Origin of the sequence: Staphylococcus sp. NWU MKU2, from assembly GCF_033283605.1 — a bacterium.
Taxonomy (GTDB): domain Bacteria; phylum Bacillota; class Bacilli; order Staphylococcales; family Staphylococcaceae; genus Staphylococcus; species Staphylococcus haemolyticus.
In genome coordinates this window covers 208,314-222,665 of record NZ_JAVSMH010000001.1, presented here as the reverse complement: position 1 = coordinate 222,665, position 14,352 = coordinate 208,314, and the positions used below count along the sequence as shown (strand labels likewise).

General features: G+C 32.8%; 30 protein-coding genes. 23 read left to right on the top strand and 7 right to left on the bottom strand.

Annotated elements, in window-relative coordinates:
- Positions 1-320: 320 nt before the first annotated feature.
- Entirely contained in the window at positions 321-1,382 is a 1,062-nt protein-coding gene (locus SBL15_RS01290; protein WP_107611377.1) for a site-specific integrase, read from the bottom strand.
- 170 nt (positions 1,383-1,552) lie between these two features.
- Here SBL15_RS01290 and SBL15_RS01285 point away from each other — a divergent pair, with 170 nt between their 5' ends.
- Positions 1,553-1,750, top strand: coding sequence for a hypothetical protein (locus tag SBL15_RS01285; RefSeq protein ID WP_107529284.1), 198 nt, complete (start codon positions 1,553-1,555; stop codon positions 1,748-1,750).
- Here the strand turns inward: SBL15_RS01285 and SBL15_RS01280 are convergent.
- From SBL15_RS01280 to SBL15_RS01260, 5 genes are all read right to left on the bottom strand, one after another.
- Positions 1,747-2,154, bottom strand: a complete 408-nt coding sequence (locus SBL15_RS01280; RefSeq protein WP_107637131.1) for a TIR domain-containing protein — start codon at positions 2,152-2,154, stop codon at positions 1,747-1,749. The genes SBL15_RS01285 and SBL15_RS01280 overlap by 4 nt on opposite strands.
- Positions 2,148-2,585, bottom strand: a complete 438-nt coding sequence (locus tag SBL15_RS01275; protein WP_107637132.1) for a DUF4231 domain-containing protein — start codon at positions 2,583-2,585, stop codon at positions 2,148-2,150. The genes SBL15_RS01280 and SBL15_RS01275 overlap by 7 nt, the downstream gene beginning before the upstream one ends.
- 3 nt (positions 2,586-2,588) lie before the next feature.
- A complete protein-coding gene (locus SBL15_RS01270; RefSeq protein WP_103167016.1) occupies positions 2,589-2,771 on the bottom strand; it encodes a hypothetical protein in 183 nt (60 codons plus the stop codon).
- Positions 2,772-2,902: 131 nt separating this feature from the next.
- Positions 2,903-3,040, bottom strand: coding sequence for a hypothetical protein (locus SBL15_RS01265; RefSeq protein WP_182703528.1), 138 nt, complete (start codon positions 3,038-3,040; stop codon positions 2,903-2,905).
- 17 nt (positions 3,041-3,057) lie between these two features.
- The gene (locus SBL15_RS01260) at positions 3,058-3,696 is read right to left on the bottom strand and encodes a S24 family peptidase (RefSeq protein ID WP_107611374.1); all 639 of its coding nucleotides are present in this window, start codon (positions 3,694-3,696) and stop codon (positions 3,058-3,060) included.
- 192 nt (positions 3,697-3,888) lie between these two features.
- Between SBL15_RS01260 and SBL15_RS01255 the strand changes: the two genes are divergently transcribed.
- From SBL15_RS01255 to SBL15_RS01235, 5 genes are all read left to right on the top strand, one after another.
- Positions 3,889-4,149, top strand: a complete 261-nt coding sequence (locus SBL15_RS01255) for a helix-turn-helix transcriptional regulator (RefSeq protein WP_053027815.1) — start codon at positions 3,889-3,891, stop codon at positions 4,147-4,149.
- Between the two features lie 17 nt (positions 4,150-4,166).
- Positions 4,167-5,111, top strand: a complete 945-nt coding sequence (locus SBL15_RS01250; protein WP_107611373.1) for a ParB N-terminal domain-containing protein — start codon at positions 4,167-4,169, stop codon at positions 5,109-5,111.
- Positions 5,111-5,878: a DUF6551 family protein gene (locus SBL15_RS01245; protein ID WP_107611372.1), complete on the top strand. Its 768-nt coding sequence runs from the start codon at positions 5,111-5,113 to the stop codon at positions 5,876-5,878. Before SBL15_RS01250 ends, SBL15_RS01245 begins: the two co-directional genes overlap by 1 nt.
- Positions 5,879-6,297: 419 nt before the next feature.
- Positions 6,298-6,486 carry a helix-turn-helix transcriptional regulator gene (locus SBL15_RS01240; protein ID WP_107611371.1) on the top strand — a complete coding sequence of 63 codons (189 nt, stop codon included), beginning with the start codon at positions 6,298-6,300 and terminating at the stop codon, positions 6,484-6,486.
- Between the two features lie 15 nt (positions 6,487-6,501).
- On the top strand, positions 6,502-6,657 hold the full coding sequence (locus tag SBL15_RS01235; RefSeq protein WP_182713014.1) for a hypothetical protein: 156 nt from the start codon (positions 6,502-6,504) through the stop codon (positions 6,655-6,657).
- Between the two features lie 99 nt (positions 6,658-6,756).
- Here SBL15_RS01235 and SBL15_RS01230 read toward each other — a convergent pair whose 3' ends face one another.
- On the bottom strand, positions 6,757-7,221 hold the full coding sequence (locus SBL15_RS01230; protein ID WP_107611370.1) for a hypothetical protein: 465 nt from the start codon (positions 7,219-7,221) through the stop codon (positions 6,757-6,759).
- Positions 7,222-7,278: 57 nt separating this feature from the next.
- Here SBL15_RS01230 and SBL15_RS01225 point away from each other — a divergent pair, with 57 nt between their 5' ends.
- The 17 genes from SBL15_RS01225 to SBL15_RS01145 are packed head-to-tail and all read left to right on the top strand — an operon-like array spanning position 7,279 to position 14,246.
- Positions 7,279-7,590: a DUF771 domain-containing protein gene (locus tag SBL15_RS01225; protein ID WP_107611369.1), complete on the top strand. Its 312-nt coding sequence runs from the start codon at positions 7,279-7,281 to the stop codon at positions 7,588-7,590.
- On the top strand, positions 7,587-7,778 hold the full coding sequence (locus SBL15_RS01220; RefSeq protein ID WP_233667992.1) for a hypothetical protein: 192 nt from the start codon (positions 7,587-7,589) through the stop codon (positions 7,776-7,778). The genes SBL15_RS01225 and SBL15_RS01220 overlap by 4 nt, the downstream gene beginning before the upstream one ends.
- Positions 7,779-7,832: 54 nt before the next feature.
- Positions 7,833-8,081 carry a hypothetical protein gene (locus SBL15_RS01215; RefSeq protein ID WP_317954942.1) on the top strand — a complete coding sequence of 83 codons (249 nt, stop codon included), beginning with the start codon at positions 7,833-7,835 and terminating at the stop codon, positions 8,079-8,081.
- Positions 8,056-8,313: a DUF2483 family protein gene (locus SBL15_RS01210; RefSeq protein WP_317954940.1), complete on the top strand. Its 258-nt coding sequence runs from the start codon at positions 8,056-8,058 to the stop codon at positions 8,311-8,313. Before SBL15_RS01215 ends, SBL15_RS01210 begins: the two co-directional genes overlap by 26 nt.
- The gene (locus SBL15_RS01205; protein ID WP_317954938.1) at positions 8,306-8,944 is read left to right on the top strand and encodes a DUF1071 domain-containing protein; all 639 of its coding nucleotides are present in this window, start codon (positions 8,306-8,308) and stop codon (positions 8,942-8,944) included. Before SBL15_RS01210 ends, SBL15_RS01205 begins: the two co-directional genes overlap by 8 nt.
- Complete coding sequence (locus tag SBL15_RS01200; RefSeq protein WP_107611364.1) at positions 8,941-9,363, top strand: single-stranded DNA-binding protein; 423 nt, start codon at positions 8,941-8,943, stop codon at positions 9,361-9,363. Before SBL15_RS01205 ends, SBL15_RS01200 begins: the two co-directional genes overlap by 4 nt.
- A 14-nt stretch (positions 9,364-9,377) precedes the next feature.
- Positions 9,378-10,049 (top strand): putative HNHc nuclease, encoded by a 672-nt coding sequence (locus SBL15_RS01195; protein ID WP_119472141.1) that lies wholly within the window; start codon positions 9,378-9,380, stop codon positions 10,047-10,049.
- A complete protein-coding gene (locus SBL15_RS01190) occupies positions 10,046-10,777 on the top strand; it encodes a DnaD domain protein (protein ID WP_107642778.1) in 732 nt (243 codons plus the stop codon). The genes SBL15_RS01195 and SBL15_RS01190 overlap by 4 nt, the downstream gene beginning before the upstream one ends.
- On the top strand, positions 10,774-11,139 hold the full coding sequence (locus SBL15_RS01185) for a hypothetical protein (protein WP_107642777.1): 366 nt from the start codon (positions 10,774-10,776) through the stop codon (positions 11,137-11,139). The genes SBL15_RS01190 and SBL15_RS01185 overlap by 4 nt, the downstream gene beginning before the upstream one ends.
- Positions 11,126-12,361, top strand: coding sequence for a DnaB helicase C-terminal domain-containing protein (locus tag SBL15_RS01180; protein ID WP_119472142.1), 1,236 nt, complete (start codon positions 11,126-11,128; stop codon positions 12,359-12,361). The genes SBL15_RS01185 and SBL15_RS01180 overlap by 14 nt, the downstream gene beginning before the upstream one ends.
- Positions 12,362-12,393: 32 nt before the next feature.
- Positions 12,394-12,582: a hypothetical protein gene (locus SBL15_RS01175; RefSeq protein ID WP_411861511.1), complete on the top strand. Its 189-nt coding sequence runs from the start codon at positions 12,394-12,396 to the stop codon at positions 12,580-12,582.
- Positions 12,557-12,799, top strand: coding sequence for a hypothetical protein (locus SBL15_RS01170; protein WP_107626203.1), 243 nt, complete (start codon positions 12,557-12,559; stop codon positions 12,797-12,799). Before SBL15_RS01175 ends, SBL15_RS01170 begins: the two co-directional genes overlap by 26 nt.
- Positions 12,800-12,809: 10 nt before the next feature.
- Positions 12,810-13,214: a RusA family crossover junction endodeoxyribonuclease gene (locus tag SBL15_RS01165; protein WP_107642775.1), complete on the top strand. Its 405-nt coding sequence runs from the start codon at positions 12,810-12,812 to the stop codon at positions 13,212-13,214.
- Entirely contained in the window at positions 13,215-13,394 is a 180-nt protein-coding gene (locus tag SBL15_RS01160) for a hypothetical protein (protein ID WP_053018049.1), read from the top strand.
- 4 nt (positions 13,395-13,398) lie between these two features.
- Positions 13,399-13,587, top strand: a complete 189-nt coding sequence (locus SBL15_RS01155) for a hypothetical protein (protein WP_107626201.1) — start codon at positions 13,399-13,401, stop codon at positions 13,585-13,587.
- Positions 13,544-13,795, top strand: coding sequence for a hypothetical protein (locus SBL15_RS01150; RefSeq protein WP_107626200.1), 252 nt, complete (start codon positions 13,544-13,546; stop codon positions 13,793-13,795). Before SBL15_RS01155 ends, SBL15_RS01150 begins: the two co-directional genes overlap by 44 nt.
- Positions 13,796-13,799: 4 nt before the next feature.
- A complete protein-coding gene (locus SBL15_RS01145; protein ID WP_411861515.1) occupies positions 13,800-14,246 on the top strand; it encodes a DUF3310 domain-containing protein in 447 nt (148 codons plus the stop codon).
- Positions 14,247-14,352: the final 106 nt, after the last annotated feature.

Below are 14,352 nucleotides of genomic sequence, written 5' to 3'. Positions count from 1 at the left end.
TTCAAAATTTATATTTTATACAAATAAGTATATTATATAAATTAGACATATGGAACAAAATATTTTTAAATTTTAAATTTTTTAATATTTTAAATTAATGTAAGTTCTAACGTAAAATTAATGTTAAAGAGTAAATTAATAATTTAATAAATAGTTTATTTGAAAATGAAATAGGAGTAAATTAGCTTTTATGAGTGGAAAATAGAAATGTAAAAAAACCCTCCAATAAATGGAGGGTTTAAAATGACGGAAACGGAGGGATTGTCTGTTACCTTTAAATAAGGGGTTTCAAGCACTTCGTTGTCGACTTGTTGTCGGTTTTAGAAAAAAGAGAGTTTTGAATCTAACATTTCATCTTCTTGTGATTTCATCTCATCAAGCAAATGGCTATATACTCGCCATGTAATTTCTATGTTTGCATGGCCCAATCTCTTACTAACATATTGTATACTAAAACCATGACCTAATAACATTGAAGCGTGTGTGTGTCTTAGAGAATGAAGTCCATAATCGCTTTTCAATTCGTTTTTAGCCAATATATTTCTCATAGCAGTAGTTACTGCTTTGTTAGTAATGAGTGAAATACCAGTGTTAAATATATAACCGTCTTTATGAAGTGGTTTAGAACTTATCACATCTATAATATGTTTCATATCTTTAGAAGTAATCGCTACATGACGGTCGGCTGATTTAGTCTTAGTTCCTCTCAAGTGGATAGTGTTTTGACTTTTATTTATATCCACTCTTTTGAGTTTCTGAACTTCACTAAATCTAGCACCGGTTGCTATCAATATATAAATTGCTAGATAAGATAAATGTGATTTAGTAGATGCGGTTTGTTTTAATAATTGGTAGTCTTTTAATGATAAATACTTTTGCTTTTCACTCATTGCTGCTTTTTTCTCATAGATTGGTGCATTCCACGTAGGGTCTTTATAAATAAGTCTTTCATTTAATGCGTCTTTAAAAGCTTGAGAGAAACAATTATTAAGTTTTTTTACACTTTCTTTTGTTCTACCTTCTTTTCTACCACCTAAAAACATACCTTCAGCATATTCTTTGAGCATTTCTCTGTAACCTAATTGGCTAACTTCTTTAATAAGAATAGAACCGAATTTTTCTTCAAACACATTTAAAGCACTATAATATCTGTTTAGCGTCGATTGAGATACTCTATCTACTTTATTTACTTTAATCCATCTTTCAAAGTATTCTATAAAGGTTATATCGTTTGCTAATTGACCACCTTTACTTAGATCAATATATAACTCTCTTTCAGCTTGTATAGCGTCTTTTTTAGTTCTAAACCCTCTTTTTCTGTATCGTTTTCCTTCATATTGGAAATCGTAAGTCCAAGTGCCTTTAATCTTTTTAACAGACATAAAATCCATCCTTTCTATAATATTTCCGTATTGGTTGTGGTGTTTCACCTCTTTTAAAGGAACGTATGTTCTACTAAATGATTAAAAAATAATAAGGGTACGTGGGAGTACCCAGAAATATAAAAATAAATGTTTTCATGTTATAATCAAATCAAAAAGTAGGTGAAAATTTGTCTCCCAAAGTAAGAGTTAGAAAAAAACCAGTTGTTGTTAATGCAGAAAAAGCTAAAGAAGCTATGATCATCGATACTTTAGAAGGTCGTATGAAAGCTGAAAAAGGTGATTGGATTATAACAGGGGTTAATGGTGAAAAGTATCCAGTTAAACCTGAAATATTTGACCAAACATATGAAGTACTTCCCGACTAAACCTCGAGAAGTGCTTTTTTAATAGCTTCATATGTGAAAGAATATGCCCAATTAACATTCTTTCCATAAATCTCTATAGGTGACTTATAGCGTCTGTCAATTTTTATTGCAACAATTGATTTGTTTAATTCATAAGCAGTTTCTAATTCCCAATTTACCCATTCAGAATTGCAAGTGTTTTCTCCAATAATGCATATAATTTTATCGGAGTCTTTGATTTTCTCTTTGATTCTTCTTTTTATATAATAAGCATCTGTAGAATTAATACTTATTCCAATACTTGTATCCTCAAACTTTACATCGAAGAAGTTTTTATTTGGATTTTCAGACCATCCTACTAACAAATTTTTGTATCGTGTACCTTCGTCATCAGCTCTATAACTTACAAATAATTTTCCTAACATTTTTCTGCCTCCTTAATATCCTGTCTCATTGTTTGCCAATTAATATTCTCATTAGAGATAATAGATTCAACACGCGAAACTAAAAGTTTTATCGGTTCTTTTTCGTTGTCATAAGGTTCAACATTGTTTAAATATAGGTATTTTTCATGCTTTAATACCTCACATGTAGTTCTGTACTGAATATAATTTTCATGAAATTTTTTTATACTACTAATAGATTGAGAAATTACAATGAGCAAACCTAATACTGATGTAACAACAGTAAAACCTAGTGAATTAAACACTAGCGAAAAGGGCGTTATTGCTGGAATTAATGCACCTGCAAAAATTTGTATATACTTATTTAAATTGTAATACTTTTGACAAGACATGCTTTTGTTATCATACCAATTTATTTGATCTTCTAACCTATCACGAAGGTAATCTTCCATCCCTCAACCTCCTTTGCTTAAATAATCTTCGTCTTCATCTACTTTGCTCTCAATAATTTTAAGCACCTGTCTTACTTTATGAGATGTGATATCTTTAGGTAAAGAATAGGTGAAGTAATTATTTTTATTCGTTTTCACTTCGTAAACAATTTCACTTGATTTTATTTTGCAATTTAAAATTATCAATTCTAGTCTCCTTAAAATAGATAAATTCAATACACCTCATGCAACCTAAATACTCTCAACGGTTCAAACGTAATAACATAATTGCCGTAGTGTGGCAAAATAATTTATATCAAACCGCCACTAGGGTGCTGTTAATCTTTATAAACATCTTTATTTTCAGTTAACGGTATATCGCTCTTTACCATATGTTCCAATTGTTCCATAGTATATACTGGGACTTTCACTAATTCGTCCCAGTGTTTAGGTTCTTGTTCGAAATCACTTTTCATATCTTACCTCTCCTTTATTACTCAAAAATTTGATAGTTATAAATCACTTTACCTATCACTTCAATTTCATCTGTATTGTTAATATCATATGTATTCGTTTTAAACTCATCTGAATAACTGACAGGATCTAAATGTAATTTTGTTTCTGTTCGTCTCACTCGTTTTACAGTATATTCTCCGCCCAAACGCAAAACTAAGATATCGTTATTATTCAATCTATAATCTTGATTACATCTGTAATCGTGAATAATGATATACGAGCCATTAGATAACACTTTATTCATGCTATCGCCATTGACTTGTAAAGCAATACATTCTTTAGGGTTTCGACCATTAAAAGCAATATCAGGTACTTCTAATTCTTTAGCATCTACTTCCACAGTTTCGAAATTACCAGCTGATACTTGACCGTAGTAAGGTACTTTGAATTGAGTGTTTATATTAGGCATTTCTACTTCTTCGACTTCACCTAACAAATAACTTTTTGAAACATTAAATAAACTAGAAATCTTTTCAACCATCCCCATTCTCGGCTCGTTTTTACCGTTTTCCCACATTCGTATTGTTCCTTCTGAAACATCTAATTTTTTAGCCATTTCAACTTTTGATAATTTGTTTTTCAAACGCACTTCTTTTATCGAATTTTTAAAAGCCATTTCAAAAACCTTCCTTATATAGTTATTTTTTAACTACTTTTATTATACTATGAAAAATCGTAATTTCAATACATAAAATACGATAATTAAAAATAAAAATTCGATTTTTTTAAAGTAAATTATGAAAAACACTTGAATTCGTATTTTAGATACGATATACTTAAGTCAGTTCTTAAGCAAGGAGGGAACAAAATGAATGATACTAATCAAACGCTAACTTTAGAAGAATGGCGAAAAAGAAGACGACATACTCAAGAATCATTTGCTAAAGCTCTTGGCATATCATCTTCAACTTATAATATTTGGGAGAATAATCCTGATATGATTAGACCTAAAGAAGCGTTTAGAATTGCTAAAACGTTAGAAGTCTCAATTGATGAGATTATTTTTTTAAAAGATAAATCGTATTTTAAATACGTTTTAGTTGAAGAGAAAGAACCACAAACAACTTAATAAGGAGGTGAGAATAATTGAAAGAAATTGAAAATGTCGAAATAGACAAACTTAAATTCGATGAAGATATCAACCAACTCGTTCCAGAAATGACTGAAAAAGAATTTGATGATTTAGTTACGAACATCGAAACGCAAGGGCAACATACACCGATACACATTAATTGGGATAACACGGTGTTGGACGGTCGTCATAGAGTTAAGGCTTTGGAAAAGTTAAATATTAATACAGTTAAAGCTATTAGAGAAAATCTTGAAAAAGACGAAGCTTTTAAATTTGTAAGAGATACAGCAGTTGAACGTAGGAATTTAACGACTAACCAAAGATTGAACATAGTGTTAAATGCCAAAGATTTGATCAGCGATATTCAAGAAAGAGCTAGAGAACAAAGAAAAAAAGCAGCAATTGAAACTAATAAAAAGAAAAAACAACAAGATATCAAGCGCTTTGGTTCAGCTGAACCAAAGCGTGAAGAAAGTAACACTCCAGTAGTAATAGAACAACCTAAAACTAATCAATATAGCACCCCAGTACATGAAAATAAAGAACTAGCAGAGTTAGCTGGTGTTAGTAAATCAACAGTAGTTAGAGCGAAAAAAGTTAAACGTGAAGACCCTGAAACTTATGAAAAAGTCATCAAAGAAAATAGCGGTTGGAATAAAGCTTATAACGAACTGCCATCAGTTAAAAACAAAGAGTATCAAAAAAACCTCAAAAATAAACGAATAGAGGTGGAAAGTGAAGTGCCTAATGAAGAATTAGAATTATTAGCTCAATCTCAAACTTTAACAAAAAGATTTCAAGACTTAGCGCTATGCACTAAGAATTCAAACGATATTGAAAAAGTAATAAACAAAGCTTTAAAAACAAACTTTGAAGATATTAAAGAAGCTTATTTCAAAATCGAAAGATTATATTCGTTAATTGGATTAAAAATTGAAACAAATGGAGGAACAAAATAATGAAAAAATTAAATGATTTCCCAAGTAGATCAGAAAAGGTAGTAATTAATCAATTAGGAGTAGACGAAACATATCAACGACCAGTATCAAAAGCTAAAGTAAATAAAATTGTTAAAAATTTCAATCCTATCGGCATGGGACCAATTCTAGTATCTGAAAGAGAAGATGGAAGCCTTTGGATATTTGATGGTCAACACAGAGTAGAAGCATTAAAAATTCTAGGCGAATTAGTTTGGGAAGTAACAATTTATTCTGGAATGACATTAAAAGATGAAGCCACTGCATTTAGATTATTACAAGAAGGTTCTAAAGCAAATGCTGCTGAACGTTATGTAAGTGAATTAGCTGCTGGCGTAGAAGAAACTTTAACGATTGAAAATGCGCTTAATCAAATTGGTTTTACAGTAGATAGAAATACAAATAATTACACAATTCAAGCAGCAGACACTGTTAAAGAAATATATCGCAACGGAGGACCAAAATTGCTTAAAGATACAATTTGCTTAATTCGTGACGCATTAGGTACTCAAAGAAAAAATTATACTCGAGTGATAATGATCGGAGTATCACAGTTCATCAAAGAATATCCAGAACAAGATAGAAACTGGATTGTTAAAAAGTTAAGTCAAGAAGGTTTGATTTCTTTCAAAAACAAAATTGAAGATTATAGTCGAGCTACTGGTAGTACAAAAAAAGTTGCGACTGTAAAAACGCTGGTACGAATTTACAATCACAACAAAAGTAAAAAATTGCAGTTAGCAGAATAATTAACAATTTAATTCTACCACACGAGGTGGTTAAAAGCCACCTCTCACAATCGAACAAACAACTTAAAAAAGCACATACTTTGTCGTGGAAAGCATGTGCTACGGAAATTTTGTTTGATTCTAGTCGCCACGACTAACAGCTCAAGTTTTGCTGGTATCGTCCCCAGCCCTGTAATGAGCTTAGGTGTTCAATCAAAGTCTAGCGTCCCGTAAGTTACTACCTTACAGTGCGCATGCCTTTTTAACGCCTCAGTTGGCGATGGAGCACAACAAACGATGCCCTAAATTTAGATTTACTTATCTATAGAACCACAGGGTGATTTAAAACCTCGCATAAGCAAGGCCATCACCTCCCAGTTTATGTGGGGTTGAGATAAGTATATAACGAAATTCCGATATAGACAATAAGGAGTGTCATCATGCTGAATTTGAAAGATTTAAGAGAGAAAAAGGGATTAAGTCGTTATCAACTGGCTAAGTTAACGGGATTGCAGAATTCTACAATCCGATCAGCTGAATTAGAAAATAACAATCCCGGATTTCTAACAGTGAAAAAAATCTGTGATGCATTAAAAGTTGATATTAAAGAAGTGCAAGAAAAGCTTTAAAGGAGGTGAAACGAAATGAACAAACTTAAAGCAATCAAAATAGCACTCCTAATCGTCATCTTGGCGGAGGAGATTAGAAGTGCTAGGAAACGTACTATAAGAATTAATGTCGGAATAGACGAAAAACAATTAGCCAAAATTGTAAATAATGGAAAATACAAAAAATACTAAATTAACTTTTTTTCTAATAGGAGGTTCGAACCATGCTATTTACAAATATTTGTATGCTGCTAACAGTAATTTTCATGATATTAGCATTAATCATTAACATTAAAAATTAAATTTACGTTTCTTACTAAAGTAATAAATACGTTTATCAGTAACAATTTCAACAACTTTCGGTTGTTCTTTTAGATGATACGAAAATTCTATCTTCGCATTAGGAATAAAAATTTCATTTTCAGTAAAAGGACTACAACTATACGGAGATGCAAAAGGATTAGGATATTTCTTCCAATCATCTTCTGGAACTTGTACATGAATGTTTTCTAATTTCTTATTACTGCTATCAAGTAAATTAATTTCTTTAACAGTGATTGTTTTTGGAGAAACATTCGCGAGAACGAAACCAAATTTTATCGGTTCATTTTCGTTATCTAGTTGATCAGTATAGAATTCGCTTATTTCGATACTAGGACGATTACTCATATAAGCGTAGACGAAACTAGCAATAGCTACTAACAAAGCAATTACAGCAATGATATTAGAAAACAAAGTTGATTGGATAAATTCCATTAGACATACCACCTTATATATTAATAACTCAATTATACATGAAAGGAGTGTTAATAAATGGAACAAACTATAACAGTCACATTACCCGACACTCATGTTCTTATACCTAAAGTTGAATTTGAAAGATTGGTAAGTAATTCATTACCTGCATTTTGGACTATGGAAGATCTAATCAAAGAGTCGAAGTTGAGCAAGTATTTAGTATTTAAAAGAATATTAGAAGTTCCTAGATTTAATAAATATCTCAAAGATAATGACATTTGGTTTGAAGGTCAAGGTGGTAGTTCATCTCATTACTTCGACGCTGAATTAATGTGGAAGTTCTTAAAAGATTATAAGAAAGAGATTTACAAGGAGGTGAAGAAATGACTAACGAAGATAAAAGTGTATTGATCAGCGGCATGATGTTCAACGTAGTATTTTTTTTAGCGATGATGATGAACGTGTTCATCACTAATGCAGTAGCGTTTGCAATAGTTGCGTCAACAGTAACGTATCTATTCTTTGACAAACTATATTACGCACAAAAAAAGACTGAAAGTCGCTGCAACGACTAACAGTCAAACACTTAACAAAAATTTCATCTTAATCATATAACGGGAGGCACATATATGCAAGAGGTAACTATATCTTTAAAAGAACATAACAACCTACTTAAAGACAGTAGAGATTTAATGTTAGTTAGTTTAGAAAACAAACATCTAAAAAGACAACTAGACACTGCTAACGAGCATATCAAAGATTTAAACGACAATATCAATTTATATATTAGCCTATATCAAAGAGCAGATGCTAGAGCGGATAGAGCAGGTAAACGATTGGAGGAGTACGTGAATGCAAGAGCCAATATTAAATTGTGAAGTAGAGTATCGCATTAAAGATAATCACTTTGGACGCTGGATCACTAATAAACCTACTGCTCAAGAATATGCTAATTACAATGCTTTAAGAAGTAATGCTCGTAAATTTAACGGTTTAGATGAAATCGATATAGATTGGGATAAACATTTGATTGAAGTATCAACAATCGAAACAAAAGAAACACGTAAAGTATACAATTTTGAAGATTTGGAGGAGGTAAACGATGGCTGAACAACCTAACTTCTCAGACAAGTTCAGAGAATTAAATAGTAGAGATGTTAGCGCTCACGTTGAAAAAAAACAAAACTTAAATTATTTATCGTGGGCGTATGTACAACAAGAATTAACTAAAGAAGATCCAAATTATACAGAGAGAGTAATTGAATTCCCATATCCAGATAGTAATAACGAAAACTTTTTCGTACCTTACCTTAAAACGAATGAGGGGTACATGGTATGCGTCGAATTAACAGTGTTCGGTGTAACTAAACGTGAATGGTTACCAGTTTTAGATTACAGAAACAAACCAGTAACCGTAGGAAGTGCTACTGCAATATTTGATATTAACAAAGCAACTAAGCGATGCATGGTTAAATGTGCAGCTAAGTTTGGACTTGGCAACTATTTATATCTAGGTGAAGAAACGCCAAGTGGAAGTGATGACGACATAACAGTTTTAGAGGAACGTATAAATGAATTTGTGAATTTAGCAAATGAAAAAGGAGGAGATTCATCAGTAGAAAAAACAAAAAGATGGTTAAAAATTTCTGACATAAATAATTTGAGCAAAAAGCAAATAGCGGAAGCACATAACAAATTAGACAACATAACTAAAGAATTAGATAAGGAGAATGACCAATGATAAACAGAGTAATTTTAGTAGGTAGATTAACGAAAGATCCAAATTTTAATGAAGGTAATGTAGCGAATGCAAGATTTACATTAGCAGTAAATAGACCGTTTAAAAATAAAAATGGCGAACAAGAGGCTGATTTTATAAACGTAGTAGCTTTCAGACGACAAGCGGAAAACGTAAATAATTATCTGTCAAAAGGACAACTTGCTGGAGTAGACGGCCGTATTCAGACACGTAGCTATGAAAAAGACGGCCAACCTGTATATGTAACAGAAGTCGTGGCTGACAGCGTTCAATTCTTAGAACCAAAGAATAACAATCAACAAAACAACCAACCTCAACAACAAAGAGGACAAGCACCAGCAGGCAATAACCCGTTCGCTAACAACAATGTTGACGACAATATAGATGATTTACCTTTCTGATTGGACTGATTTAATTGGCTAAAATCAAAAATTACATTACTCAAGATGACGGTACAACTACCGTTGTCATTGAGGGTGTAGAACTAGACAACAAAACTTCACTCTTGCTTGATAACGGGTTTGAAGTAGAAGTCGATGTGCAAGTCGTAGACCCTTTCAGAATTACCGACAAACAACGCAGGAAGATATTTGCACTTGTAAAGGACATAGAGGCTCATACAGGGCAACCAATGCAATACATGAGGGAAATGTTCCAAAATTACGTATCGTTTCTCTATGGCTACGATAAACGCATTTCGTTGAGTAACTGCTCCCGTACACAAGCAAATCAAATTATAGAGGTAACTCTCGACTGGATATTTCATAACAATATTCCACTTGCATATAAAACAAGCAACTTACTCAAAAATGATAAAGCATTTCTATATTGGTCAACGGTCAATCGCAACTGTGTAATTTGTGGTAAACCACATTCTGATTTGGCACATAGATACGCAGTAGGTAAAGGGCGCAATCGCAACAAGATAAATCATGTAGGCAATCAAGTATTAGCACTATGTCGTTCTCATCATTCGGAACAGCACCAAATAGGAATGAATACATTTAATCAAAAATATCACTTAACAGATAGCTGGGTTGATGTGGACGATCGACTAAATAAGATGTTGAAAGGAGTGATTTCATGAGTGACAGATTAATAGATATAACTGGTGGTTACGGAACTGTCTATAAAGAAGTATTGAAAGATAAAAACCTAAGCATTGAAGCTAAAGCAATCTATAGTTATCTATCTTCTTATGCCGGTGGAAAAGACACTGCTTTTCCTAGTATCGGACTAATATGTCATGAATTGAATATAAGTGAAAAGCGTTTCTATAAGCACCGTAAAGAACTTTTAGATAAAAACATTATCAGTAAGACGCGAGAAAGAACAAACAACGGTTTTAGTAAAACAATTTACACAATTAACCACCATTTCGTACACGGTCAATTCGTACGCGTACGAAACGTACACGGACAAAATGTACACGGACAAAACGTAGGTACTAAGAATAACAATAATAAGAATAACAATAATAAGAATAACAATAATAAGAGTGACACGTCACAAATTTTCCAGTTGGTTAGTAAAGAATTAGAGATGATACAAAGTCCTTTGAAAGCACAACAATTAGAAGAGGTTGTTAATGAGTTTAAAGATAACAAGCTAGAAGTAATTACAGTAGCTATTAATTACTGCAAAGAAAAGGATAAAGGGATTAACTATCTTATTAAAGTATTGGAAAACTGGAATAAGGAAGATATCAATACTAAAGAAAAGGCACTAACTAAATTGTCTCCTAAGAAAAAGAAACGCAATGAAACAGAAAATATATTTGCTTCCATGAAAGAGAAATTAGGTGCTAACCAATGAGTATGACAAAACAACAAGCATTAGAAATCATAGAAAAAGTTAGTCAAATATACAACATGGATTTTAACGAATCTAAATTAGAAACGTGGATAGATGTATTAAGTGAAAATGGAGATTATGAACCTACTGTTAAAGAAGTTAAAAACTATATTACTAGTGGTAACTCATATCCGCCTAATTTACCAAGAATAATGAGGAAATACCCTAAAAAACTTAAATACGAAAAGCCGACTGACAAAGATAAAGAACATCGCTGGAGAATGGAAAATGATCCGGAGTATGTAGAAAAACGTAAAAAGTTGCTTAAAGAGTTCAAGAAAAGTTTACGTGAGTTTGAGGTGCAGGATAATGAGCGAACGTAGAAGTATCGAAAGCACCATTATTTCAAGTTTATTAAAGAAACCTGAACTGATTGAAAACTTACGTGTTAGACCTCATATGTTTTACTACGATGATTTCAGAGTGTTTATGGAATATGTATTTGAAGTAGGTAAGGTGGATCACCAAGATATATATCTTGAAACGACTAAAAACAAAGCGTTTTTAAACTTCGACACTATTCAAAAACTTTATAACACTGACTTTATCGGTTACGGCATATTTGAGCGTTATCAACAGAATTTACTAGAGGCTTATCAATTATCACAAGCAAATGATGTTATCAACGAATTCAATCAATCGCCATCTATGAGGTCGTTTGAAGAAATGTTAAACGGATTAAATGAAGTGTCAATGATAAGCGCAGATGACGAAACGAATACTAAACAAATCGTAGATGAGTTTATCACAGAACTTTATAGCGATGAACCAAAGCAAGTAATCAAAACAGGGTTTCCACTTATGGATTACAAAATAGGTGGTCTGGAGCCTACACAACTAGTAGTTATCGCAGCACGACCATCTGTTGGGAAAACAGGTTTTGCAATTCAGATGATGCTTAATATCGCTAAACAGGGTTATAAAACATCGCTATTTAGTTTAGAGACAACAGGCGTAGCGATATTAGAACGAATGTTATCGACTGTGACAGGAATTGAACTGTCACGTATTAAGAAAAAAACAGATCTAAGCTACGATGACTTAACTAAATTAACAAGTGCTGCAAGCGAAATATTAAAACTTGAAATAGATGTTAATTCACAAAGCAACGTAAGCACTCAGGAAGTCCGTAAACAAGCCATGAAGAACAAAGATAAGCAACAGGTGATATTCATCGACTATCTTCAATTAATGGAAACAGATAGCAAATTAGACCGTAGAAATGGCATTGAAAAAATCAGCCGTGATTTAAAAATAATAGCAAACGAAACTGGTGCAATTATCGTATTACTTTCTCAACTTAGTCGTGGTGTAGAAAGTCGAAATGACAAACGACCTATGTTGTCTGACATGAAAGAAGCAGGTGGAATTGAGGCTGACGCAAGTTTAGCAATGCTTCTTTATCGAGATGATTATTATAACCAAGACGAAGAAGATGAACTCGGTAAGTCGATTGTTGAATGTAATATCGCAAAGAATAAAGACGGAGAAACAGGTGTCATAGAATTCGAATACTACAAACGTACACAAAGGTTTATGACATGACGGTTATCGAATATAAAAAGCTACTTGGAACAATGTACCGACAAGATTATAGCAATGATCAACTTATCGGAACGTTACTGATTGAAGTTGGTCGGGCTATCAATCGCTTGTTGGAAGAGAATAAGATATCGCCATTCGATGAATACGAAAAAGTGAAAGACATTATCGAAAAAGATACGAAGTGGAGGCAAAGCGATGGGACTTATAAAAAATCAACCTAACGCATATAGCCTATATGAAAGCGACGGTTGGGAAATGCTTAGGGTTCTGCCTAGAGATGACGGTACTTTCTATCTTGCTAATAAAGGCGGAATGAGTGATAAGCATTTTAAAACATCTGTAACTAAAGATGAGTTAGCAAAGATGAAACGTAAGCATAAATTATTTAGAAAAGAAGAATTACAACAGCAGACAACAATAGATGAATTCTTGTTCTAGGAGTGACAACGTGCGGATAGAAATTAACTTTAACGAAACGTATGAGGCACCTATTGGATCGCCTCGTCCACGTTTCAGAAATACAGGCAGATTTGTTCAAACATACATGCCAACCTCATATACGGCGCATAAGAAGTTTATACAGAACCAGTTACCTAAAAAGATGTTGAATACACAACTTAAGGTGTCGCTTTATTTTTATTTTAAACCGCCTAAGAGTTGGTCAAAAAATCAGAAACTGATAGCGATAGGTCAGTACAAACGTACTAAGCCTGATATAGATAACTTAATCAAAACTGTGTTAGATGCAGCGAATGATCATCTATGGAAAGACGATAACCAAATCGTTGAAATACACAGTTTTAAGCAATATGCAGAGGAACCGAAAATAGTTATGGAAGTGGAGGAATTATAAATGTCTAAATTAGCAGTTACATTCAAAATCGAAGGCACCGCTTACATTATTCCGGATAACGAAAAGCAGACGGAAGAGCAGGTGCTTGAGATGGCAGAGAAGTACCCAAACGAATTTGACAAACACTTAGATATTAAAAAAGTAGAAAACGTTAGCGTTATATCAGAAGGGTGGAAGTGACACCATGATAAAAGTGAATTTAGACGGTAAACGTTACAGATTATGTGATGTATATAAATATTTTGATGTATCTGATAGCACAGTGCGTAAAAGATATAAAGAAGGCTTACGTGGACCAGAACTAATACATGGCAAAGGAGTTTATGAATATGGTGCAGACATACGAAAGAAACGAAAAGCAATTAACGGCTAAGCAGTTGTATAAGATACAACAAGCTGAAATTAGACACGAAAGAGCTTTAAAACGTAAACGTAGAGAAGAACGCATTGCTAGGGCTAAACGTTCAGAGCGCGAGGTTGCTAAGCATAGAGTGAATAGTAAATATTTTAAAAATCTAGTACAGAATAATCTTGTGGTTAAAGTCAAAACAGATCAATACGGTAATGTGCAGAGGGGGTAGCGGAATGGAAAATGTAAGAATAATTGATTTGAAAGTAGATAATATTGTTCAGTTCCAAGCAGCATTTAAAGGTGTTACTGCTATGCAAACGGCCATAGTCAATCGTGTGTATGCAAAAGAAAAAGGTTTGAAAACAGTTTGGTATGCAGAGGTTGAGAATGCAGGCGGTTATAAATTTACACTTACAGATAATGATGATTTTGTGAGAATTAATGAACCGTTTACACGTAAGGTCGATTTTATAAATGAACCACCACATTACACATACGGCGATATTGAAATTATAGATTTTATCGAGCAGGTTACTAAAGATTACAAACCAGAACTCGCATTTAGTATCGGTAATGCAATCAAATATATCAGTCGTGCTAATCATAAGAATGGTAAAGAAGATTTAGAAAAAGCACGCTGGTATCTTAACAGAGTGTTTGAGAAGTGGGAGGACAAGTAAATGACAATCGAAACTAAACGTATTTATGAAATCACTAGAGATAAATTTCATGGGGTTTTTTCTAATCGTGAGTATGATATTTTGTGCGAATTTAGAGAAGAGCCTT